Annotated in this window: 24 protein-coding genes; 16 read left to right on the top strand and 8 right to left on the bottom strand. The window is 70.3% G+C overall.

Annotated features, from left to right (window positions below; translation table 11 throughout):
• On the bottom strand, positions 1-114 hold a 114-nt coding region (locus HOQ08_RS12630), incomplete at its 3' end, for a lipoprotein (RefSeq protein WP_291195405.1).
• A 64-nt stretch (positions 115-178) separates the two neighbouring features.
• Here HOQ08_RS12630 and HOQ08_RS12625 point away from each other — a divergent pair.
• Positions 179-859 carry a hypothetical protein gene (locus tag HOQ08_RS12625; protein ID WP_291195402.1) on the top strand — a complete coding sequence of 227 codons (681 nt, stop codon included), beginning with the start codon at positions 179-181 and terminating at the stop codon, positions 857-859.
• A gap of 115 nt (positions 860-974) precedes the next feature.
• Here the strand turns inward: HOQ08_RS12625 and HOQ08_RS12620 are convergent, their stop codons facing one another.
• Complete coding sequence (locus HOQ08_RS12620) at positions 975-1,454, bottom strand: GNAT family N-acetyltransferase (protein ID WP_291195398.1); 480 nt, start codon at positions 1,452-1,454, stop codon at positions 975-977.
• Positions 1,455-1,685: 231 nt separating this feature from the next.
• Between HOQ08_RS12620 and HOQ08_RS12615 the strand changes: the two genes are divergently transcribed.
• The gene (locus tag HOQ08_RS12615) at positions 1,686-3,170 is read left to right on the top strand and encodes a RimK family protein (RefSeq protein ID WP_291195395.1); all 1,485 of its coding nucleotides are present in this window, start codon (positions 1,686-1,688) and stop codon (positions 3,168-3,170) included.
• Positions 3,171-3,181: 11 nt separating this feature from the next.
• On the opposite strand, the gene HOQ08_RS12610 is transcribed toward HOQ08_RS12615, so the two are convergent.
• Both HOQ08_RS12610 and HOQ08_RS12605 read right to left on the bottom strand, forming a co-directional pair.
• Positions 3,182-5,272 carry an EAL domain-containing protein gene (locus HOQ08_RS12610; protein WP_291195392.1) on the bottom strand — a complete coding sequence of 697 codons (2,091 nt, stop codon included), beginning with the start codon at positions 5,270-5,272 and terminating at the stop codon, positions 3,182-3,184.
• A 119-nt stretch (positions 5,273-5,391) separates the two neighbouring features.
• Positions 5,392-5,607: a hypothetical protein gene (locus HOQ08_RS12605; RefSeq protein ID WP_291195389.1), complete on the bottom strand. Its 216-nt coding sequence runs from the start codon at positions 5,605-5,607 to the stop codon at positions 5,392-5,394.
• 119 nt (positions 5,608-5,726) lie between these two features.
• On the opposite strand from HOQ08_RS12605, the gene aroE reads away from it, so the two are divergent.
• From aroE to HOQ08_RS12590, 3 genes are all read left to right on the top strand, one after another.
• Complete coding sequence (aroE, locus tag HOQ08_RS12600; protein ID WP_291195386.1) at positions 5,727-6,563, top strand: shikimate dehydrogenase; 837 nt, start codon at positions 5,727-5,729, stop codon at positions 6,561-6,563.
• A gap of 104 nt (positions 6,564-6,667) precedes the next feature.
• Positions 6,668-8,428, top strand: coding sequence for a peptide-N4-asparagine amidase (locus HOQ08_RS12595; protein WP_291195383.1), 1,761 nt, complete (start codon positions 6,668-6,670; stop codon positions 8,426-8,428).
• 122 nt (positions 8,429-8,550) lie between these two features.
• Positions 8,551-9,057 (top strand): energy transducer TonB, encoded by a 507-nt coding sequence (locus HOQ08_RS12590; protein ID WP_291195380.1) that lies wholly within the window; start codon positions 8,551-8,553, stop codon positions 9,055-9,057.
• On the opposite strand, the gene HOQ08_RS12585 is transcribed toward HOQ08_RS12590, so the two are convergent.
• Entirely contained in the window at positions 9,039-9,572 is a 534-nt protein-coding gene (locus HOQ08_RS12585) for a gamma carbonic anhydrase family protein (protein ID WP_291195377.1), read from the bottom strand. The two genes, HOQ08_RS12590 and HOQ08_RS12585, sit on opposite strands and share 19 nt — an antisense overlap.
• Before the next feature lie 93 nt (positions 9,573-9,665).
• On the opposite strand from HOQ08_RS12585, the gene HOQ08_RS12580 reads away from it, so the two are divergent.
• The 4 genes from HOQ08_RS12580 (at position 9,666) to HOQ08_RS12565 (ending at position 14,368) form a co-directional block, all read left to right on the top strand.
• Positions 9,666-11,723 (top strand): M3 family metallopeptidase, encoded by a 2,058-nt coding sequence (locus tag HOQ08_RS12580; protein ID WP_291195374.1) that lies wholly within the window; start codon positions 9,666-9,668, stop codon positions 11,721-11,723.
• A gap of 79 nt (positions 11,724-11,802) precedes the next feature.
• A complete protein-coding gene (gene xth / locus HOQ08_RS12575) occupies positions 11,803-12,573 on the top strand; it encodes an exodeoxyribonuclease III (protein WP_291195371.1) in 771 nt (256 codons plus the stop codon).
• Between the two features lie 6 nt (positions 12,574-12,579).
• Positions 12,580-13,260, top strand: a complete 681-nt coding sequence (locus HOQ08_RS12570) for a YecA family protein (protein WP_291195368.1) — start codon at positions 12,580-12,582, stop codon at positions 13,258-13,260.
• Between the two features lie 274 nt (positions 13,261-13,534).
• Positions 13,535-14,368 (top strand): pirin family protein, encoded by an 834-nt coding sequence (locus HOQ08_RS12565; RefSeq protein WP_291195365.1) that lies wholly within the window; start codon positions 13,535-13,537, stop codon positions 14,366-14,368.
• A 35-nt stretch (positions 14,369-14,403) separates the two neighbouring features.
• On the opposite strand, the gene HOQ08_RS12560 is transcribed toward HOQ08_RS12565, so the two are convergent.
• Positions 14,404-14,916, bottom strand: a complete 513-nt coding sequence (locus tag HOQ08_RS12560) for a gluconokinase (RefSeq protein ID WP_291195362.1) — start codon at positions 14,914-14,916, stop codon at positions 14,404-14,406.
• A 181-nt stretch (positions 14,917-15,097) separates the two neighbouring features.
• Between HOQ08_RS12560 and HOQ08_RS12555 the strand changes: the two genes are divergently transcribed.
• The 7 genes from HOQ08_RS12555 to HOQ08_RS12525 all read left to right on the top strand — a co-directional run bounded on the left by HOQ08_RS12555 (position 15,098) and on the right by HOQ08_RS12525 (position 19,590).
• On the top strand, positions 15,098-15,553 hold the full coding sequence (locus tag HOQ08_RS12555; protein ID WP_291195359.1) for a hypothetical protein: 456 nt from the start codon (positions 15,098-15,100) through the stop codon (positions 15,551-15,553).
• 68 nt (positions 15,554-15,621) lie between these two features.
• Positions 15,622-16,260, top strand: a complete 639-nt coding sequence (gene rsmG / locus HOQ08_RS12550) for a 16S rRNA (guanine(527)-N(7))-methyltransferase RsmG (protein WP_291195356.1) — start codon at positions 15,622-15,624, stop codon at positions 16,258-16,260.
• A gap of 33 nt (positions 16,261-16,293) precedes the next feature.
• A complete protein-coding gene (locus tag HOQ08_RS12545; RefSeq protein WP_291195354.1) occupies positions 16,294-17,139 on the top strand; it encodes a ParA family protein in 846 nt (281 codons plus the stop codon).
• A 2-nt stretch (positions 17,140-17,141) separates the two neighbouring features.
• Positions 17,142-18,011, top strand: coding sequence for a ParB/RepB/Spo0J family partition protein (locus HOQ08_RS12540; RefSeq protein WP_291195351.1), 870 nt, complete (start codon positions 17,142-17,144; stop codon positions 18,009-18,011).
• A gap of 19 nt (positions 18,012-18,030) precedes the next feature.
• Positions 18,031-18,576 (top strand): sigma-70 family RNA polymerase sigma factor, encoded by a 546-nt coding sequence (locus tag HOQ08_RS12535; protein ID WP_291195348.1) that lies wholly within the window; start codon positions 18,031-18,033, stop codon positions 18,574-18,576.
• Positions 18,563-19,294 carry a DUF3379 family protein gene (locus tag HOQ08_RS12530; protein ID WP_291195345.1) on the top strand — a complete coding sequence of 244 codons (732 nt, stop codon included), beginning with the start codon at positions 18,563-18,565 and terminating at the stop codon, positions 19,292-19,294. Before HOQ08_RS12535 ends, HOQ08_RS12530 begins: the two co-directional genes overlap by 14 nt.
• 74 nt (positions 19,295-19,368) lie before the next feature.
• Entirely contained in the window at positions 19,369-19,590 is a 222-nt protein-coding gene (locus tag HOQ08_RS12525; protein ID WP_291195343.1) for a hypothetical protein, read from the top strand.
• Between the two features lie 50 nt (positions 19,591-19,640).
• Here the strand turns inward: HOQ08_RS12525 and HOQ08_RS12520 are convergent, their stop codons facing one another.
• Positions 19,641-20,123, bottom strand: a complete 483-nt coding sequence (locus HOQ08_RS12520) for a DoxX family protein (RefSeq protein WP_291195340.1) — start codon at positions 20,121-20,123, stop codon at positions 19,641-19,643.
• On the bottom strand, positions 20,120-20,331 hold a 212-nt coding region (locus tag HOQ08_RS12515; RefSeq protein ID WP_291195337.1), incomplete at its 5' end, for a hypothetical protein. The genes HOQ08_RS12515 and HOQ08_RS12520, both read right to left, overlap by 4 nt.

Raw genomic sequence — 20,331 nt, 5'->3', positions numbered from 1 at the left:
CACCGTGCTGCCTGGTTGCGCCGGCGGCGGCAGCACCAGAGGTCCCTTGTTGCCGCAACCGGCGAGCACGCCGGCGGTCAGCAGCAGGACGGTGCAGAGGATGGATCGGCGCATCGGCTTTCCTCGAAACGGCGGCGACTATGATGCGCGCATCATAGCCGTGCGGACCCGCGCTTCGATGGACTGGACCATGCTGCAATTGCCGAGCACGCTGCTGGGAATCCTGGCGGCGCTCGCGCTGCTGTTCGCGCTGGCGCAGCTGTTGGCACTGCGCCAGCGCATGCAGGCACGCCGGCCGCTTGCAGCGGTGCTGCGCGCGCTGTGGCTGCTGGTCGGGCTGGCGTTGGTCCTGCTGCTGGCCGGCGCCGGCTGGAGCCTGCGCGGCTACCGGCTGCTCGGCGGGGAAGCCCCCGTGGTGGCGCTGGATGCCCGCATCCTCTCGCCGCAGCGCTGGGCGGTCACGCTGAGCTGGCCCGATGGACAGAGCCGCGCGGCGAGCGTGGCGGGCGATGCCTGGCGGGTCGAGGCGCTGGTGCTCAAGTGGAAGCTGCCGGCCGTACTTGCCGGCCTGCCGCCGCTGTACCGGCTGGACCGCCTGTCCGGCCGCTACGACGATCCGGAGCAGGAGGCGACCGGCCTGCGCACGGTGGTCGACCTGCGCCAGGCCGGCGCGTTCGACCGGGTCACGCTGGCGCGCCAGCACCCAAACTGGCTGCCCATGGTCGACACCATCCACGGCAGCGGCACCTACCTGCCGCTGGTCGACGGTGGCCACTACACGGTGAGCCTGATGCGTACCGGCGCATTGGTGGCGCGGCCGGACGAGGAGACGGCCGAGCGGATGGCCCATCCGCTGTAAGGCGGTCCTTCGATCCGGCCTGCGTGCACTTAAGCGCGGGCGGACCTGTTTGCCGTTCGCCCGGAGCTCGGCGCGAAGCGCCAAAGTCGAAGGACACCACCAGGCGCGGCGATCCTCAGGGAGCCGCAAGGCCCTTTTCGTAGCGCCAGGCATCGGCGCCGTCCTCGTAGTAGCCGGTGTAGCGGCCGATGCGACGGTAGCCGGCGCGCTCGTACAGGCCGATCGCCGCGGCGTTGTCCACGCGCACTTCCAACCGCAGCGCGCGGCTGCCGCGTTTGCGCGCGGCATGTTCGGCGGCGGCCAGCAAGCCCGTGCCGATGCCGCGGCCGCGCGCGGCCTGCGCCGTCGCGATCGAATACAGCCGCGCCAGCGTGCTGCCCCTGCGGAAGAACACCAGCGCGCTGCCGAGCAGGCCCTCATCCGGCGTGTCCGCGACCAGCACGGCGGCGCCGGGACTGGCGAGGTGGCGGCGATACTGCGCGCGGCTCAGGCGGTCGCCGCTGAAGGCGCGCTCTTCAAGCGCCACCAGGGCGTCCAGGTCGGTCGGCGAGGCGGTGCGCAGGCGTACGGGGAGGGCAGCAGGCCGTCGGGTCATGGCAGCAGTCTACGCACGCAGGAATCCGAAGGGTGGGCTTCAGTCAGCAACGCCGTGCGAACGAAGTGGGCCATCGCCCTCCCACGAGCTGCGACACGCTGAACCGCCTCTTAGGCCCGCCCCGATCCGCCATTGCGCGACGCGGCGCCTATGCCAAACTGCGCGCTTTGCGCCCCTTGCCGCCTCGTTCCGCTCCCGCGACGGCATTCCTCCTGCGTGTAGCGAGGTGCCATGACCCGCCTGGTGATCGTCGTCGAGAAAGCCTCCGACTGGAGCGCCTACTACCCGTCCGTGGACGTGATCAGCGCGATGGACTACCTGCGCGAACCGGTCGGCCGCGACGACGAACGCACCCACGTGATCAACCTGTGCCGCAGCTACAAGTACCTGGGCACGGGCTACTACGTGTCCCTGCTGGGCGAGGCGCGCGGACACAAGGTGATGCCCTCGGTGCGCACGGTCAACGACCTGCGCCGGCGTTCGCTGTACGGCCTGGACATCGAGGACCTCAACAGCAAGCTCACCCACTTCCTGCCGGCCGGCGGGCGCGACACCACCGACTTCGGCATCCTGGTCTACTTCGGCGAGACCGCCTACCCGGCGCTGCAGGACCTGGCGCGGCAGGTGTTCGAGATGTTCCCCTGCCCGCTGCTGCGCATCGAGTTCGAGCGCGAGCGCGTGTGGCAGGTGGCCTCGATCAAGCCGGTCGGCCTGCACACGCTGGACGATGCGCAGGAGGACGCCTTCGCCGCGGAGCTGGACCGCTTCTCGCGCAAGCTCTGGCGCAAGCCGCGCACGCGCAAGCTCTACCGCTACGACATCGCCATGCTGGTCGATCCGGCCGAGGCGATGCCGCCTTCCAACAAGAAAGCGCTGAAGAGCTTCATCGCCGCCGGCAAGGAGCTGGGCATCGAGGTCGACCCGATCGGCAAGAACGACTACCCGCGCCTGGCCGAGTACGACGGCCTGTTCATCCGCGAGACGACGGCGAGCGACAACCACACCTACCGCTTCGCCCACCGCGCGGAGAAGGAAGGCATGGTGGTGATCGACGACCCGGCCTCGATCCTGCGCTGCACGAACAAGATCTTTTTGAACGACCTGATGGTCTCGCGCAAGCTCGCCGTGCCACGCACCGAGATCCTCTACCGCGACAACGCCAAGGGCCTGAAGGAGACCGCCGAGAAGCTCGGCTTCCCGCTGGTGCTGAAGATCCCCGACGGTTCGTTCTCGCGCGGCGTGGTCAAGGTGGAGAACGCCGAAGCGCTGGAGAGGGCCGCCGGCGAGCTGTTCTCGCACAGCGCGCTGCTGCTGGCGCAGGAGTTCGTCTACACCGAGTTCGACTGGCGCATCGGCGTGCTCAACCGCGAGCCGTTGTACGCCTGCAAGTACTACATGTCGCGCGGGCACTGGCAGATCTACAACCACGGCGCCAAGGGGCCGGCCAAGTCGGGCGGCTTCGAGACGGTGGCGGTGCGCGATGCGCCGGCCGAAGTGGTCAAGCTCGCGCTCAAGGCCACCCAGGCGGTGGGCGACGGCCTGTACGGCGTCGACCTCAAGCAGGTCGGCAGCCGGCCGGTGGTGATCGAGGTGAACGACAATCCCTCGATCGATGCCGGTGTCGAGGACGCCTACCTCGGCACCGACCTCTACCGCCGGATCATGCAGGAGTTCCTGCGCCGCATGGAGCACAAGCGGCTGGGCATCGGACGCTAGTCCCGCCGCCGTCAGCCGTTCGCGGCATCGGGCGCCGGGTGGACGGCCGCCTGCAGCAGCAGCGCCGGCACCGATTCGGGCGGCAGCGGCCGCACGAACAGGTAGCCCTGGCCGATCTCGCAGCCGGCCTCCTGCAGCCAGGCGGCCTGCGCCTCGGTCTCGATGCCTTCGGCGATGGTCGCCAGGCGCAGCTTGCGCGCCAGCGCGATGATCGCCTCGGTGATGTCGCGGTCGGCCGGATTGCGGGTGGCGCCCTGCACGAAGCTCTGGTCGATCTTGATCGACTGCGTAGGCAGCTGGCGCAGGTGGCTCAGGCTGGAGAAGCCGGTGCCGAAGTCGTCGATGGCCATGCGGAAACCCAGCGCCTCGAGCTGGCGCAGCTGTCGCAGCGTGTGCTCGGCGTTTTTCATCGCCGCCGATTCGGTGATCTCGAACTCGATCAGGTCGTGCGGCAGACCGAACTCGCGCAGCGTGCCCAGCAGGGCGGCGACGAAATGTCCATCCTGGATCTCCTGCAGCGACACGTTGATCGCCACCGGCACCAGCGGCAGGCCGCGCGCCCGCCACTGCGCCAACTGGCGCGCCACCTGGCGCAGCACGACCTGGCCGAGCTGGCCAATCAGTCCGCTGCCCTCGGCCAGCGGCACGAAGATCTTGGGCAGCAGCAGGCCGCGCCCGGGTTGCGGCCAGCGAGCCAGGGCCTCCAGCCCGATCACGCGCCTGCTCGCCAGCTCCACCTTCGGCTGGTAGTAGACGACGATCTCCTCGCGCTGCAGCGCCTCGCGCAGTTCGGCCGACAGCAGCAACCGGTCGCGCGCCAGCTCGCTCATGCGCGGCTGGTAGAAGCAGTAGCCCGCCTTGCCCTGCTCCTTGGCGCTGTACATGGCGAGGTCCGCGTGGCGCAGCAGGCTGGCCGCGTCCCCGCCGTCGCGCGGGAACATTGCCACGCCGATGCTGGGCGTGGCGCTCACGCTGTGGCCGGCGACCGTCACCGGCCGGCTGACCAGGCTGAGGATCTTGCGGCAGATGGCGACCAGGTTGGCTTCGCTGCGGAAGCGCTCGAGCACCACCACGAACTCGTCGCCGCCGAAGCGCGCCACCGTGTCGCGGCTGCGCACGCTGGCCCGCAATGCATCGGCGACCGAGCGCAGGAATTCGTCGCCGACGTCGTGGCCGAGCGTGTCATTGATCGACTTGAAGCCGTCCAGGTCGACGAACATAACCGCCACCTCGAACTGCTCGGCCTGCGCCAGCGGCAGCAGGCGGTCGAGCAGGTCGAGCACGTTGGCGCGGTTGGGCAGCGCAGTCAGTTCGTCGTGATAGGCCAGCCAGCTCAAGGCGTCGCGCGCCTGGCCCAGCTCGCGTGCGATCGCCTCGGTGTGCCGCTGCAGCTGCCGGTGCGCCAGGCTCGCGCACAGCGTCAGCAGCAGCAACAGCCCGGATACCAGGCTGATCGTCAGGCCCAGCCCGAGCCCGTGCAGGCCGATGCCGGCCTCGAGGCTCACCGCGCCGGCCGGAAACCGCATGGCTGCCACGCCCAGGTAATGCACGCCGGCGGCGGTGCCGCCCAGCATTAGTGCGGCCAGCACGCGCAGCCACCAGCGATGGCGGCGGTCGCCGCGCCAGATCATGCTGTGCAGCCAGATCGCGGCGGTCGAGCCGGCCAGGCCCAGCAACAGCGACGCGGCCACCCATGGCAGGCGCCAGGCGATCGACGGCCGTATGTGCAGCGCATGCACGCCCAGGTAGTGCATGGAGGTCATGCCCAGTCCGAGGACGACGCCGGCCATCACGGCGCCCGCGTGAGTGGACCGCCGCGCCAGCAGCCACAGCGTGGCGCCGGTGGCCAGTATCACCGGCACGCTCGACAGGGCTGTCTCCTGGCTGTCGTAGCCCAGCGGTATCGGCACCTCGAGGGCAAGCATGCCGATGAAATGCATCGCCCACACGCCGGACCCCATCGCCAGCGCGCCGAAGCCGGTCCAGAGCACCGCGGCCGGGCCGCGCGAACGGGCGATGCGCCCGACCACGCTGAAGGCGACATAGGCATCCAGCGCGGCCAGCGCGATCGACAACACCACCAGCCACGGGTTGTAGCTCACCGCCATCATGCTTGGGTGCCGGCCCCCTGCCGCCAGACGCCAGCGCGTCGCGAAAGATCGCGCCTTGTAGCACAACGCGGATGCCGGAGCGTGCGCGTGGAGCGCTCCGGCAACGGCCTTCAGCCGGCCGCTGCGGCGAAGGCGAGCCGGCGCAGCCGCAGGCCGGCCAGCACGCACGGCGGCGCCAGCAGCAGCCAGTACAGCGGCGCCCAGCCGAGCGACTCGGTATGCGCCGGCAGCGGGGTAAGGGCGAGCAGGAAGGCACCCAGCAGCCACCACAGGCCGGCGCCTGTGGCCAGCCAGAGAGCGAAGGCCTGGGAACGGCAAGCGGGCATGGGGTGGACTCCGGATCGGGTAGTGCATCCAGCCTGCGCAGCGGCCATCTCACCGGCTGCGACCTCGCCTGCCTGCAGGCCCTAGAATGCGCGTCACGCAACCGCCCGCAGGACCGCCCATGGCCCATGGCACTGCCCGACCCGCGCGTTCCGCGGTCTTCGGCCATCCGGAGGGCCATTCGCTCTCGCCAGTGATCCACCGGCTGTTCGGCGAGCAGTGCGGCATCGCGCTGGAGTACACCGCCGTCGATGCGCTGCCCGAAGCTTTCGCCGACACAGTGCATCGTTTCCTCGCCGGCGCGCACGGCGTCAACGTCACCCTGCCGCACAAGGCGGCTGCCTACGCGCTGGCCGATGATCGCAGCGCCGCGGCCAGCCGCGCCGGCAGCGCCAACGTGCTCACCCGCCAGCCGAATGGCCGGCTGGCCGCGCACAACACCGACGGCGCCGGCCTGGTGCGCGACCTCACCGAACGCCAACAGTGCAACTTGCGCGGTCGCCGCGTGCTGCTGTTGGGCGCCGGCGGCGCGGCGCGCGGCGTGGCCTGGGATCTGCTCGATGCCGGCGTGGAAGAACTGGTCATCGCCAACCGCACCGCCGACACCGCCGCCGCGCTTGCCGCATCGCTCGGGGTGCCGCAGGCCCGCGCGCGCTACTGGCAGGACCTTGGCGAACTGGGCCGCTTCGACCTGATCGTGCACGCGACCTCGGCCGGCATGCTCGGCCAGCCATTGCAACGGCCGCGCAGCCTGGCCGGCCCGAAGACGGTCGGCTACGACCTCTCCTACGGCGCCGGCGCGCAGGGCTTCCTCGACTGGACCCGCGGCGCGGGTGCGCGGGTTGCCTGCGACGGGCTGGGGATGCTGGTGGAGCAGGCCGCCGACGCCTTCGCCCTGTGGCACGGCCGCCGACCGGACACCGGGCCGGTCTATGCCCGGCTGCGCACGGGAACCTGAGCGCCGGAGCGGCGTGCACGCTGCCGCAGCCCTCACGTCCGGGCAGCGGTGCACGTGCTAGCGTCCGGTTCCACAGGGGGTTACTCGCATCAGCGGAGTCACCCATGACGCAGATAGGGATGCTCGGCCGCAGCCTGTGCGGGCTCGGCCTGGTCGTAGGGCTGTCGGGCGCCGCCCAGGCGGCGTCGCCGGCCGCGGAATTCACGGTCGGCTCGCCCGCCGTGGCGGTGGCCGATCCGGCGGTGCCGCGGCCATCGGAGAAGGCCTGCACGGTCGAACTGTTCAACGACGTCAGCTTCGATGATTTCGGCACCCGGCCGTACAGCTACGCGCCCCCCACCGGCTGCGGCACCCATTGGAAGAAGGTGGTGCTGGAGGCGGACTTCTCGGTGACCGCCGGCCGCCAGTTCGATCGCACCGCCACACTGTGGCTGGACGGCGTGAACCTCTATTTCGGCACCACCCAGGAGCCCTCCGCCACGGTATCGCCGCAATGGCACGTCGAGCGCGACCTGACCGACTACAGCGCGCTGCTGCGCCAGGCCGGGCAGGGCCAGGCGATCATCGGCAACCTGGTCAACGGCACCTACACCGGTGTGATCCATGGCAGTGCGCGGCTGGTGTTCTACCCCGGCGGCGGCCAGACCGACGCACCTGACGCGGTCTACGCGCTCGGTGCCGACCCGGTCGGCAACACCACCGTGCTCAATGCCAGCAGCGACCGCCTGGCGAAGACGTTCACGCTGCCGCGCAACGTCGAGCGAGCGTATCTCGACGTGTTCACGCAGAGCCAGGGCGGCGACGAGTTCTGGTACACCTGCGTGCCCGACGCCTATGCGGCGCAGACCTTCGAATGCGGCGGCGGCAACTTCCGCGAGGCCGAGGTCAGCATCGATGGGCAACCGGCAGGCGTGGCGCCGGTCATGCCGTGGATCTACACCGGCGGCATCGACCCGTACCTGTGGCGTCCGACGCCCGGCGTGCAGACGCTCAACTTCATGCCCTACCGCGTCGACCTGACGCCGTTCGCCGGCCTGCTCAGCGACGGCGCGCCGCACGAGGTGGCGCTGAGCGTGGCCGGCGCGCACGGCTACTTCTCGGCCACCGCGGCGCTGCTCGTCTACCGCGACCCGCAGGCGGCGCAGGTGAGCGGCCGCATCGTGCGCAACACGCTCGCCGGCCAGCCGCCGACGCCGACCATCGGCAGCACGCTGGCCACCGACGCCGACGGCAACCTCAGTGGCGACGTCACCACGCAGCTCACCCGCCAGTTCACCATCGAAGGCTATGCCGACACCTCGCGCGGGCGGGTGCGCAGCACGGTCACGCAGACGGTCGGCTTCGACGATACGCAGAGCTTCCTCATCAACGCCTCCACCTACGACCAGCACACGGTGCAGCTGACCCGCGTGGACAGCCTCAGCACCCGCCAGCGCGGCCCGCTGGCGGAAATCTACGAGCAGCACGTGCGCTACCCGCTGGACCTGGACTACCGCCAGCTGGCGGCCGCCGACGGCAGCCTCGGTGCCGCCGCCACGGTGCGCCAGGGCCAGGAGCTGAGCACCACGCGCAGCCTGGCCGGCGTGCCGCTGTACGCGACGCGGCTGTCCAACCAGGTGGAAGCGGCCGACACGCTGCAGTTCAGCGCCGCCGGTGCATTCATCGGTCACACCGGGCAGCGGAACACGCAGGCTTATCGCTTCGATGACACGCTAGGCAGCTGCTACCAAGCCTCGGTGAGCAGCGTCGGCGGCCTGCTGAGCGCTTATACGCAGGGCCAGGGCTGTCCCGGCGGCAGCAACCACCTGGGCTGGTTCAGCCGTCCGGACGGCGCGCCCGACTCCCGCGGGCAGGCGCCTTTCTGAACGCCAGGCCGCGTCGCGAGGGGCGAAGGAGCGCCCCTTGCAACCGCAGGTCACGCCACTGACACACACGGCCGCTACGGTGCGCGCGCCGCGCCCAAGCGCGGGTCACTGGCGATGCACCCATGTCCGCTTCCTTCGCGCCGAACCGCCGCCTGCTGCTGGCGGCGGGCGCCTTGCTGATCCTCGTTCTCGCGCTGCTCGGCCTGCGCCTGCGCCATTCCGCGCCTCCCGCACCAACCGACGACGGCGGCGGCCGCGCCATCCTGGTTGGCCTGGCCGAAGAGGCCGAGCGCGACCACCGCCTGGTGGCGCCGGCCGGCAGCAACGCCTACGAGTTCTACCTCAGCGTGCTCGAACTGGCTCCGGACGACGCGCCCACGCGCGAAGCCCTGCACCGGCTGTTCCCCGCCGCCACGCAGACCATCGAGGAAACCATCGACCGCGACGAACTGGACGAGGCCGAACGCGAGCTGCGCCTGCTGCGCGACTTCGACAGCAACAACTACATCGTGGCGCTATTGGCCGGCAAGCTCTCCGCAGAACGCGGGCTCGCGACGCGCCGCCACGAGGCCCGCGCCGCGATGATCCAGGCCCGCATGGCCAACGTCGCTCAGCCGGCGGCGAGGTAGTCGCTCTTCAGCCGCATGTAGTGCTCGGCCGAGTAGTGCAGCTGCTCGACCTGGCTGTCGGTGAGCAGGCGCACGCACTTGGCCGGGTTGCCCAGCCACAGCTCGCGCTCGCCGACCACCTTGCCGGGCGACACCACCGCGCCGGCGCCGACGAAGCCGTGCTTCTTCACCACCGCGCCGTCGAGCACCGTGGCGTGCATGCCGATCAGGCAGTAGTCCTCGATGGTGCAGGCATGCACCACGGCGGCATGACCGATCGTCACGCCCTCGCCGATCAGGCAGGGAAAGCCCGGCCCGTACGGGCCTTCGTGGCTGACGTGCACGATGGTGCCGTCCTGGATGTTGGTGCGCGCGCCGACACGGATGTAGTGCACGTCGCCGCGCAGCACCACGCCGGGCCACACGGAAACGTCATCGCCGAGCACCACGTCGCCGATCACGCTGGCGGCCGGGTCGACGTACACGCGCTGGCCCAGGGTAGGCGTGATGCCCTTGTAGATACGCAGATTGTTCATCCCGCGGATTGTAAGTGACTACGTCCGCGGCGTCGGCGCGCTTGATTTCGCCCAGTCCGGTCGCCACGCTGGAACGATCCCAAGGAGCTTCGCATGGACTCATCCAACCCGCTGCTGGCCGACCAGCCGCTGCCCGCCTTTTCACGGATCAGGCCCGAGCACGTGACGCCGGCGATCGACGCGGTCCTGGCCGACTACCGCGCCGGCATCGAGGCGCTCACCGCGCCGCAAACGCCGAAGGATTTCGACACGGTGATGCTCACCCAGGAGCGGCTGGAACAGCGCCTGGCGCATGCCTGGGCGCCGGTCGGTCACCTGCATGCGGTGGCCGACAGCGAGGCGCTTCGCGCGGTCTATGGACCGGCCGAGGAAAAGCTCACCGAGCACGCCATCGAACTGGGCCAGAACCGCGCCCTGTATGCAGCCGTGCAGGCACTGGCCGACGCGCCGGCCTTCGCCGGCCTGCCGCGGCCCGAGCGCGCGCTGGTCGAGCACGCGCTGCGCGATTTCCGGCTTTCCGGCGTGGCGCTGGAAGAGCCGGCGCGCTCGCGTTACCGCGAGATCGGCGTGACCCTGTCGCGGCTGTCCACTGAATTCGCCAATGCGGTGCTGGATGCCAGCGAGTCCTGGCACGAGCACGTCACCGACGAACGCGACCTGGCCGGCGTGCCCGAGTCCGGCCGCGCCGTGCTGCGCCAGTATGCGGCCGAGCAGGAACTGGAAGGCTTCCTGGTCACCCTCAAGCAGCCCAGCGTGCAAGCGGTGCTCACCTACGCCGACGACCGCGCGCTGCGCGAGCGCGTCTACTGGGCCTACCAGACGCGCGCCTCCGACCAGGGCCCGGACGCGGGCAAGTTCGACAACAGCGGGCGCATCGAAGAGATCCTCAAGCTGCGTCACGAGGCGGCGCGGCTGCTTGGCTTCGCCAATGCAGCGGAAGAGTCGCTGGCCACCAAGATGGCCGGCTCGCCCACCGAGGTGATGGAGTTCCTGCACGACCTGGCCGGCCGCGCGCGCCCGGTCGCCCAGCAGGAGCTCGACGAACTGCGCGCGTGGGCGCAGGCGGAACTGGGCCTGGACAATCTCGAGCCATGGGACGTCGCCTATGTCTCGGAGAAGCTGCGCGTGCAGCGCTATGCGCTGGACGAGGAACAGCTGAAACCCTACTTCCCGCTGCCGGCGGTAATCGAGGGCCTGTTCGGCCTCACCGGCAAGCTGTATGGCATCACATTGACGCAGCGTGACGACGTCGACGTATGGCATCCGGACGTGCGCTACTACGACGTGCGCGGCGCCGACGGCCGCGTCTTCGCCGGCGCCTACGTCGACCTCTACGCGCGCAACGGCAAGCGCGGCGGAGCCTGGATGGACGTCTGCCGCGCGCGCTTCGACGATCAAGCGCAGCACCAGCTGCCGATCGCCTTCCTCACCTGCAACTTCGCCCCGCCGACCGAAGGCAAGCCGGCACTGCTCAAGCACGACGACGTGCTGACGCTGTTCCACGAGTTCGGCCACGGCCTGCACCATCTGCTCACCGAGATCGCGCTGCCCTCGATCGGCGGCATCGACGGCGTCGAATGGGACGCGGTGGAGCTGCCCAGCCAGTTCATGGAGAACTTCGGCTGGAACCGCGAGGCGCTGGATCTGTTCGCGCGCCACTGGCAGACCGGCGAGCCGCTGCCCGAGGAGCTCTACCAGCGCATGCTCGCCGCGCGGCACTACCACGCCGGCTTGTTTCTCGTGCGCCAGCTCGAGTTCGCGCTGTTCGACTTCCGCCTGCACCTGGAATACGACCCCGCCCGCGGCGCGCGCACGATGGAAGTGCTGGAGGAAGTGCGCAGCCAGGTCGCCGTGCTGCACCCGCCGGCGTGGCAGCGCTTCCCGCACGCCTTCACCCACATCTTCGCCGGCGGCTACGCGGCCGGCTACTACAGCTACCTGTGGGCCGAGCTGCTCAGCGCCGACGCCTTCGGCGCCTTCGAGGAACTGACCGAACACGGCGGCAGCGCCATCGACCAGGCCACCGGCGAACGCTTCCGCCGCGAGATCCTCGCCGTCGGCGCGAGCCGCCCGGCGCTGGAAAGCTTCGTCGCCTTCCGCGGCCGCAAGCCCGAGCCGGAGGCGCTGCTGAAAAGCCACGGACTGGCATGATGGGCCCGGCTGCCCCGCGTACCTCCGTCTGCGGACCGGCGGAGTCGGTCCGGCGCGGCGCATCCCCTACAATGCGCCGATGAAGATCGCCTCCTGGAACGTGAACTCGCTGAAGGTGCGCCTGCCGCAGCTGACCCAGTGGATGGGCGAGGCGCAGCCGGACATCGTGGCGCTGCAGGAAACCAAGCTGGAGGACGGCAAGTTCCCCGTGGACGAGTTGGCCGCGGCCGGCTACCGCGCGGTGTTTTCCGGGCAGAAGACCTACAACGGCGTGGCCATCCTCGCCCGCGGGCACACGCCTGCCGACGTGGTCACCGACATCCCGGGGCTGGAGGATCCGCAGCGGCGCATCCTTGCCGCCACCGTTGGCGACCTGCGCGTGATCGACCTGTACGTGGTCAACGGCAAGGCGGTCGGCGATCCCAAGTACGCCTACAAGATGGACTGGCTGGCGAAGGTGCGCGAGTTCCTCGCCCGCGAGCACGAGCGTCATCCCAACCTGGTGGTGCTGGGCGACTTCAACATCGCGCCGGAAGACCGCGACGTGCACGACCCCGCCGCCTGGCGCGACCAGGTGCTGTGCTCGGTGCCCGAGCGCGAGGCGCTCGCCGCGATCACCGGCCTGGGGCTGCACGACAGCTTCCGGCTGTTCGAACAGGACGCCGGCCACCACAGTTGGTGGGACTATCGGCAGGCCGCCTTCCGCCGCAACCTGGGGCTGCGCATCGACCTGATCCTGCTCGGCGATGCGCTGAAGGGAACCGCGCGTGCGGCCGCCATCGACCGCGTGCCGCGGCAATGGGAGCGGCCTTCCGATCACACCCCGGTGACGCTCGATCTGGATATCTGAGAAACGATGAACACCCCTTCCACCGAATGGCCCAGTTCCCTCACCGACGAGGAACTGGACGAGCTGGATCGCTACCTGCGCGGCCACGCCGAAGAGGGCCGCCTGCTGCTCGACGGCGTGCACGGCATGCTCTCGGCGATCGCGGTCGGCCCGCTTGAAGTGCTGCCGGACGAATGGTTGCCCGAGGTGCTGCACGATCCCTTCGCCGACGAGGCCGAAGGCAACCGCGTGCTGGAACTGCTGGCCAAGCTCAATGACTCGATCCGCGTCGAACTGGACGTGGACGCCTACGAGCCGATCCTGGGCGAAGTCGACACCGACACCGGTCCGGTGCTCTCGGCGGCCGGCTGGTGCGAAGGCTTCAGCCGCGGCATCGACCTGCGCGCCGGGCTGTGGGAGAAGCGCCTGGCCGACGACCCGCAGCTGATGGAACTGCTCGGGCCGGTGATGGCGCTGGCGGTGGACGAAGGCATCCTGAGTGCCGAGGCGGAGTTCGAGAAGCTCAGCGACGAGGAGTACGACCAGTGCCTGGCGCAGGTCGCGCCGGTGCTCGGTGCCGTCGACCAGTACTGGCACGAGCATCCGGCCACCGAAGAAGAGCTCGCCGCGCTCGCCCGTGCGCCCGCGACCGAAGGCGAGCAGGCGCCGCCGCCCCCCCGCCAGCGTAGCGGCCACTGGGTGCACTGAACCGGAGCAACCGTTGCAGGAGCGGGTCCGCTGCTCCCGCTGCATGGCGGTCGCCCTGGATGCCTTTCCGCAAGGCCGTCCGTCCACTCGTCGGGCGGCTTACTTCCGCAGGGCGGGGAAAGCCATGGTCGCGAGCCGGATCTTCCCGCTCGCGAATGAAAGTGGCCTCAGCCCGGCTGACGCGCTCCGCGAAACAATCCGTTCACGCCGCCATGCTTGGCCTTGCCCGGCGCCAGCCCCATGCTTCGGGCGTCCCATCTTCCGGAGGCGCTCCATGAGCCAACGCACCGTCACCCGCCGCGTACGCGGCATCGACACCAACGATGGCGCCGGGGTGAAGCTCAAGCGCATCATCGGCCAGCCGAACCTGGACATGCTCGACCCGTTCCTGCTGCTGGACGAGTTCCGCTCCGACCAGGCGGACGACTACCTCGCCGGCTTTCCCGAGCACCCGCACCGCGGTTTCGAGACCGTCACCTACATGCTGGCCGGCCACATGCGCCACGGCGACAATCACGGCAACCAGGGCGACCTGGGGCCCGGCAGCGTGCAGTGGATGACCGCCGGGCGCGGCATCCTGCATTCGGAGATGCCGCAGCAGGAGAACGGCCTGATGTGGGGCTTCCAGCTGTGGGTGAACCTGCCGGCGGCGGACAAGATGACCGCGCCGCGCTACCAGGACATCAGCCCGGAGCGCATCCCGCGCGTGCAGCCGGCGCCCGGCGTGGAAGCGCGCGTGATCGCCGGCCGGCTGGGCGACGCGGTCGGCCCGGTGCAGGGCATCGCCACGGCGCCGCTGTACCTGGACATTGGACTGGCCGCCGGCGCGCGCTTCGAGCTCGACCTGCCGCCGCAGCATCACGCGTTCGCCTACGTGTTCGAGGGCGACGCGGCCGAAGTGGGTGGCTCGCCGCTGGCGCGTGGCGAGCTGGCGGTGCTGTCCGAAGGCGACCAGCTGACCCTCGCCGCCGGCACCGCCGCCGCGCGCCTGCTGGTCGTCGCCGGCCGCCCGCTCAACGAGAGCGTGGCGCGCTACGGACCGTTCGTGATGAACACGCCCGAGCAGATCCACCAGGCCATCGCCGACTTCCGGGCCGGCTACTTCTAGCGCGCTCCTACGACGGGAAGGGGCCAGCGGCCGGCTCAGGCCAGGCCCTGCTTCTGCAGTCCCTGCAGCACCAGCGCCAGCGTCCGGGTCACCGTCCCGTTCGCATCGACCCGCAGCGCCGGCTCGTCTCCGGCCGGCGCTTCCAGCGTGGCCAACTGGCTGCCCAGCAGCTCCGGCGGCATGAAGTGCTCACGTCCGCGCATGCGCCGCGCCAGTTCCTGGTGGCCGACCTCCAGGTAGACGAACCGCACCGCCGGTCCGACCCGCTGCAACCGCTCGCGATACGCCCGCTTCAGCGCCGAGCAGGCGACCACGATGCTGCGGCCGGCAGCCAGTTCGCGATGCATGCGGGCGGCGATCGCGTCCAGCCAGGGCCAGCGGTCGGCGTCCTCCAGCGGTATGCCGGCGCTCATCCTGGCGATGTTGGCCGGCGGGTGCAGATCGTCGCCATCGACGAACACGTAGCCCAGCGCATCGGCCAGCTGGCGCGCGATGGTGGTCTTGCCGGAGCCGGACACGCCCATCACCACCAGCGCACCCGCGCTCATCGGCAGCTGCGCGCAGCGGGAGGCGGCTGAAGTGTGCGTGCAGTCACGTTGCGGCACTCAAGCGGGCGGGTGGGCGGCCGATGTGCTTGGCAAGGAGTTAAAAAGCCATTAATCCTGCCCGGCGCGGGTTGCCCTAGCATCGAACCCCCGCCGAGTCGTCCGCAACCCATCGGCCACCGCCATGATCGTGCTCCTGGTCTTCGCCACCCTCCTCTGCCTGCTGTGCGCCGTGCTGCGCCGGGTGCCGGCGGGCCACGTGCAGAGCCTGCACCGCCGCGGCCGCCCGCCGCGCATGCTGGAGGCCGGCCTGCACCTGGTGCTGCCGGGGCTGGACCGGCTGGGCCACCGCATCGACCTGACCGGCCAGATCCTGCAGTTCCGGGACGCGCCGGCCGGCGCCAGCGGCGTCTGCGGCAAGGTCTACTGGCAGGTGCTGGAGCCCGAGCGGGTCGACCCGGTGATCGAGCGGGCCGATCAGCTGATCCGCGACAGCGCGCTGGAAGCGCTGCACGGCGAGGAAACCGGGCCCGGCCGCAGCGACCATCGCGCACTGGGCAGCCGTCTGAAGCGGATACTCAACGGCGCGTTGCGCGAGCGGGGCCTGATGGTCACCCGGGTGGAGCTCGAGCTGGCCTGAACGCCCCGCCTGGCATCGGGCGGCATGCAAGTCGATACTGCGCGGTCCATCCACCCCGCAGACCGCCCATGAACACACGCCATGCCCTGCACCACCAGCTCGAACAGGGCCTGGCCGGGCTCGGCCTGACGCTGCCGCCCGGAGCGGTCGAGCGCCTGCTCGACTACCAGGCGCTGCTCGAGCGCTGGAACGGAACCTACAACCTGACCGCCGTGCGCGACCCGGCCGAGATGGTGACCCGCCACCTGCTCGATTCGCTGGCGATCCTGCCCTACGTCGAGGGCGCCAGCCTGGCCGACCTGGGCACCGGCCCCGGCCTGCCCGGCATCCCGCTGGCCATCGCCGCGCCGGGGCGCGAGGTGCTGCTGGTCGATTCCAACGGCAAGAAGGTGCGCTTCCTGCGCGAGGCGATCCGCGCGCTCGGGCTCGCGGGCGTGCGGGCGCTGCAGTCGCGCGTGGAAGAGGTCCAGGGCCGCTTCGACTGCGTCACCGCACGTGCGTTCGCCAGCCTGCCGGACATGCTCGCCTGGGGCGGCCACCTGCTCGCCCCGGCCGGCCGCTGGCTGGCGATGAAGGGCAGGCCGCCGGCCGAGGAAATCGCCGCGCTGCCGTCCGGCTTCGTCGTCGAAGCGGTCCATCCGCTGCAGGTGCCCGGCCTGGATGCCGAGCGAAGCCTGGTGGCGATCCGCCGCGCTGCGCCCTGCTAATCTACCCGTCCTTTGTTGCAAGACCGGACGACCATGGCCCGCATCATCGCTGTCGCCAACCAGAAGGGCGGCGTCGGCAAGACCACCACGGCAGTCAATCTCGCTGCGGCGCTGGCGGCCGCCAAGCGCAAGGTGCTGCTGGTCGATCTGGATCCGCAGGGCAACGCCACCATGGCCTCGGGCGTGGACAAGCGCGAAGCCAAGCCCAACGGTTGCGAAGTGCTGCTGGACGAGGCGCCGATCGAAGGCGCCATCGTCACCACCGAGGCGCATTACGACCTGCTGCCGGGCAACGGCGACCTTACCGCCGCCGAGCTCAAGCTGATGGATGCGATCGCCCGCGAGAGCCGGCTCAAGGAGCAGCTGGCCAAGATCGGCGACAGGTACCAGACGATCCTGATCGACTGTCCGCCCTCGCTGCACCTGCTCACGCTCAACGCCCTGGCCGCAGCCGATGGCCTGCTGATTCCGGTGCAGTGCGAATACTTCGCGCTGGAGGGACTCTCCAGCCTGCTGGAAACCGTCAAGGCGGTGCGCCAGCGGCTGAATCCCAAGCTGGAGATCGAAGGCCTGCTGCGCACCATGTACGACGTGCGCAACAACCTCGGCAACGAGGTCTCCGCACAGCTCACCCAGCACTTCGGCGACAAGGTGCTGCGCTCGATCATCCCGCGCAACGTACGCCTGGCCGAGGCACCCAGCCACGGCCAGCCGATCCACCTGTACGACCGCAGCTCGCGCGGCGCCATCGCCTACATCGGCCTGGCCGGCGAGATCATCCGCCGCGAACGCGGCGCGCAGGCCGCCATCGCCGCGCTCAACGACATGCACGACACCGGCGAGCCGCTCGACATGGCCGCCGACATCCACCAGGAGTAACCATGGCCGCCGCGAAGAAACGGGGACTCGGCCGCGGGCTGGACGCGCTGCTCGGCGGCGACGGCGCCGGCACCGCCTCGCCACTCGAGCAGGAGGGCGAACTGCGCAGCCTGCCGATCCAGCAGATCCAGCCGGGCAAGTACCAGCCACGCCGGCACTGGAACGAGGAGGCGCTGGACGAACTGGCCGCCTCGATCAAGGCGCAGGGCCTGATCCAGCCGGTGGTGGTGCGCGCGATCGGCAAGAACAGCTACGAGCTGATCGCCGGCGAACGCCGCTGGCGCGCCGCCCAGCGCGCGCAGATGAGCGAGATCCCGGCGCTGGTCAAAGTGGTCGACGAGGCCGCCGTACCGGCGATGGCGCTGATCGAGAACATCCAGCGCCAGGACCTCACGCCGCTGGAAGAGGCCGATGCGCTCAAGCGCCTGATCGACGACTTCGACCTGACCCATCAGCAGGCCGCCGATGCGGTCGGCCGCTCGCGCGCGGCGGTGTCCAACCTGCTGCGCCTGATCGACCTGCCGACCTCCATCAAGAAACTGCTCGACGAGAGCAAGCTGGAGATGGGCCATGCGCGCTGCCTGCTGACGCTGGACGAAGCCATCGCGGTGCCGCTGGCGCGCCAGGCTTCGACCATGGGCTGGAGCGTGCGCGAACTGGAGGACGCCGCGCGCCGCGCGCAGGCCGCGCCCAAGGGCAAGGCCAAGGCCGCCAGCGTGCGCGATCCCAACGTCGATGCGCTGGAACGCGAGCTCGGCGAACGCTTCGCCACCCGCGTGGAAGTGGCCCAGGGCCGTGGCGGCCGCGGCAAGCTGGTGATCCACTACCACAGCAACGACGAACTCGACGGCATCCTCGGCAAGCTGCGTTGACGCCAGGGATGCCTGAAAGATGAAGCGGCCTGTCCCGGTCTTCTCGCAGGTGGATTCCAGGCAACGACAGTTCGAGGCGCTCACCCGCGCCCACGCCGGCGACCTGTACCGCTTTGCCTACTGGCTGTGCGGACAGGATGCGCTGGCGCAGGACCTGGTGCAGGAAACCCTGCTGCGCGCGTGGAAGAACCTCGATGCGCTGCGCGAGGCCGAGGCCGCCAAGCCCTGGCTGCTCACCATCCTGCGCCGCGAGCACGCGCGCCTGCACGAGCGCCGGCGCTTCGATACCACCGAACTGGACGAGGATCTCGCCGAGGACGCCGCCTGGGCCAGTCCCGAGCGGCACGGCGATGCCGCCCAACTGCGCGAGGCCATGCACAAGTTGCCGCACAAATACCGCGAACCGCTGCTGCTGCAGGTGCTGGGCGGCATGAGCTGCGAGGAGATCGCCGCCGAACTGGGCCAGCAGCCGGGCGCGGTGATGACCCAGCTGTTCCGCGCGCGGCAGAAGCTCAAGGCCATCCTGCACGGCGAACGCCCGGAGGTGCAGCATGGACTGTCTTGAGTTCCGCCGCCGCCTCGGCGCCGAGCCGCACGGCCGCGATCCGCAGATGCTCGCCCACCGTGAGGCCTGCCCGGCCTGCACGGCCGCGTGGGAGAAGGCCCAGCGCTTCGAGCGCGACCTGCACGGCGCGCTGGACGTGCCCTTGCCCGAAGGCCTGGCCGAACGCGTGCTGCTGGCGCAGGCCACCGGCGAGCGCCAGCGCCAGGTGCGCCGCCGCCGCATGGCGCTGGGCCTGGCCGCTTCGCTGCTGATCGCCCTGGGCGGTGGCGGCATCCTCTGGCGCCAGGCGCAGGCGCACACCCTGCCGGCGCTCGCCGTGGCACACATGCCGGGCGAGATCGGCGCGCTCGCGCTCACCCGGCCGCTGGCGCCGGCGCCGGTGTCCGCCGTGTTTGCCGAACGACATGCCGCGCTGCGTGGCCCGTTGCCGATCGACACGACCTACGTGCACGCCTGCGACGTCGGCCCCTACCGCACGGTGCACCTGGTCAGCCATCCAGACGGCCAACCGGTGGTGGTGCTCTACGTGCCCACCAAGCAGACCTCGGCGCGCCGCGACTTCCAGCGCGAAGGTTGGCTCGGCCGCGAAGTGCCGCTGGAACACGGCACCCTGGTCATGCTCACCAACCGTGGCGACCGCCGTCCGTTCGATGCCGTGGAACAGGGCTGGCGCGTGGCGATCGATGGGCTTGGTGACAACCGCGTGAGCGAGTTCTGATCCCGGAGCCGATGTGCAGCCCCGCAAGATTGTCGTTCACTCGATCCGGGGGCTGTGCCCCGAGTTCGGCGCGCGTGGCTGCGTGGATCAGCGAAGGCGTGGTGTTCCTGGGCATCGTCGGAGCAGACGCGGTGGAGCTCGAAGAGGTAGCGGACGAGGTTGCCGTTGGCGACGGCACAAGCCCGTACTTTCTCCTCACGACCTCACATCCGGGGGAGTCCCTGGTGGATGCCATAGCCTTCGCCGAAATCCTCGAGGGCGAGTACGCCGGTCCGGTCGAGGTGGTGGAGCTCTAACCGCTCCCGGCTCTACCGCCGTTGCAGGAGATGGCCGGGACAACGGACATCTACGCGGATCGCGCCGGCGACCAGCGTCGTGCCAGCGCATCGAACGACCAGCGGCCCGCGCCCAGCGCGACCAGGGCCAGCAGCATCAGTCCCCATGCCTTGTGGTCGTTGAAGTCGCCGCCGACGAAGCCCTGCCACAAGCCGTTCGGCCACAGCGCCGGATACGAGACCACCGCGACGATGTTGTAGACGAACAGCACCGCCGCGACCACGCGCGTGCCCAGGCCCAGCGCGAGCAGCCACGGCAGCACCAGCTCGGTCCAGGTGGCCAGGGCGGCAGCCACGGCGGGGGCGAGCAGCGGCACCTGGTATTCGTTTTCGAACAGATAGGCGGTGCCGGCGGGATCGTCCCACTTGACCACGCCGGCGCGCCAGAAAGCCAGCGCCACGAACAGGCGCAACAGCAGCAGCGCCAGCGGCGCGAGGCGGTCGAGCGGGGCACCGAGGCGGGTCCAGCGGGCGACGACGGTGCGGGTGTTCATGCGGGAGCTTCCTCGGATGTGGAGACGATGGCGGCGATCAAACCGTATTCGAGCAGCGGTGCCAGCAATTCCTGCGGCGGCAACCCGGGTGCGCTCGCCCAGGCCGCGGCCAGGCGCTCGCCGGCCAGCAACGCGCGCGTGAATGCGGCCAGCGCGGGCTCGACCGCTCGCATGGCGATGCCGTCGCCGGTGCGCCAGAGCCACACGT

This window comes from Frateuria sp. (assembly GCF_013362045.1).
Lineage (GTDB): Bacteria > Pseudomonadota > Gammaproteobacteria > Xanthomonadales > Rhodanobacteraceae > Frateuria_A.
Note: the sequence above shows the minus strand (reverse complement) of the source record. Positions and strands in the feature narration are given on the sequence as shown.

What these genes read in the sequence shown, in the direction of transcription:
- HOQ08_RS12535 (WP_291195348.1), top strand. Translation starts at nt 18,031, where the DNA reads ATGAAGCGGCCTGTCCCGGTCTTCTCGCAGGTGGATTCCAGGCAACGA.
- HOQ08_RS12545 (WP_291195354.1), top strand. Translation starts at nt 16,294, where the DNA reads ATGGCCCGCATCATCGCTGTCGCCAACCAGAAGGGCGGCGTCGGCAAG.
- HOQ08_RS12595 (WP_291195383.1), top strand. Translation starts at nt 6,668, where the DNA reads ATGACGCAGATAGGGATGCTCGGCCGCAGCCTGTGCGGGCTCGGCCTG.
- HOQ08_RS12625 (WP_291195402.1), top strand. Translation starts at nt 179, where the DNA reads ATGGACTGGACCATGCTGCAATTGCCGAGCACGCTGCTGGGAATCCTG.
- HOQ08_RS12570 (WP_291195368.1), top strand. Translation starts at nt 12,580, where the DNA reads ATGAACACCCCTTCCACCGAATGGCCCAGTTCCCTCACCGACGAGGAA.
- HOQ08_RS12620 (WP_291195398.1), bottom strand. Translation starts at nt 1,454, where the DNA reads ATGACCCGACGGCCTGCTGCCCTCCCCGTACGCCTGCGCACCGCCTCG.
- HOQ08_RS12615 (WP_291195395.1), top strand. Translation starts at nt 1,686, where the DNA reads ATGACCCGCCTGGTGATCGTCGTCGAGAAAGCCTCCGACTGGAGCGCC.
- HOQ08_RS12590 (WP_291195380.1), top strand. Translation starts at nt 8,551, where the DNA reads ATGTCCGCTTCCTTCGCGCCGAACCGCCGCCTGCTGCTGGCGGCGGGC.
- HOQ08_RS12555 (WP_291195359.1), top strand. Translation starts at nt 15,098, where the DNA reads ATGATCGTGCTCCTGGTCTTCGCCACCCTCCTCTGCCTGCTGTGCGCC.
- rsmG (WP_291195356.1), top strand. Translation starts at nt 15,622, where the DNA reads ATGAACACACGCCATGCCCTGCACCACCAGCTCGAACAGGGCCTGGCC.
- HOQ08_RS12540 (WP_291195351.1), top strand. Translation starts at nt 17,142, where the DNA reads ATGGCCGCCGCGAAGAAACGGGGACTCGGCCGCGGGCTGGACGCGCTG.
- xth (WP_291195371.1), top strand. Translation starts at nt 11,803, where the DNA reads ATGAAGATCGCCTCCTGGAACGTGAACTCGCTGAAGGTGCGCCTGCCG.
- HOQ08_RS12530 (WP_291195345.1), top strand. Translation starts at nt 18,563, where the DNA reads ATGGACTGTCTTGAGTTCCGCCGCCGCCTCGGCGCCGAGCCGCACGGC.
- HOQ08_RS12605 (WP_291195389.1), bottom strand. Translation starts at nt 5,607, where the DNA reads ATGCCCGCTTGCCGTTCCCAGGCCTTCGCTCTCTGGCTGGCCACAGGC.
- aroE (WP_291195386.1), top strand. Translation starts at nt 5,727, where the DNA reads ATGGCCCATGGCACTGCCCGACCCGCGCGTTCCGCGGTCTTCGGCCAT.
- HOQ08_RS12565 (WP_291195365.1), top strand. Translation starts at nt 13,535, where the DNA reads ATGAGCCAACGCACCGTCACCCGCCGCGTACGCGGCATCGACACCAAC.
- HOQ08_RS12520 (WP_291195340.1), bottom strand. Translation starts at nt 20,123, where the DNA reads ATGAACACCCGCACCGTCGTCGCCCGCTGGACCCGCCTCGGTGCCCCG.
- HOQ08_RS12580 (WP_291195374.1), top strand. Translation starts at nt 9,666, where the DNA reads ATGGACTCATCCAACCCGCTGCTGGCCGACCAGCCGCTGCCCGCCTTT.
- HOQ08_RS12560 (WP_291195362.1), bottom strand. Translation starts at nt 14,916, where the DNA reads ATGAGCGCGGGTGCGCTGGTGGTGATGGGCGTGTCCGGCTCCGGCAAG.
- HOQ08_RS12585 (WP_291195377.1), bottom strand. Translation starts at nt 9,572, where the DNA reads ATGAACAATCTGCGTATCTACAAGGGCATCACGCCTACCCTGGGCCAG.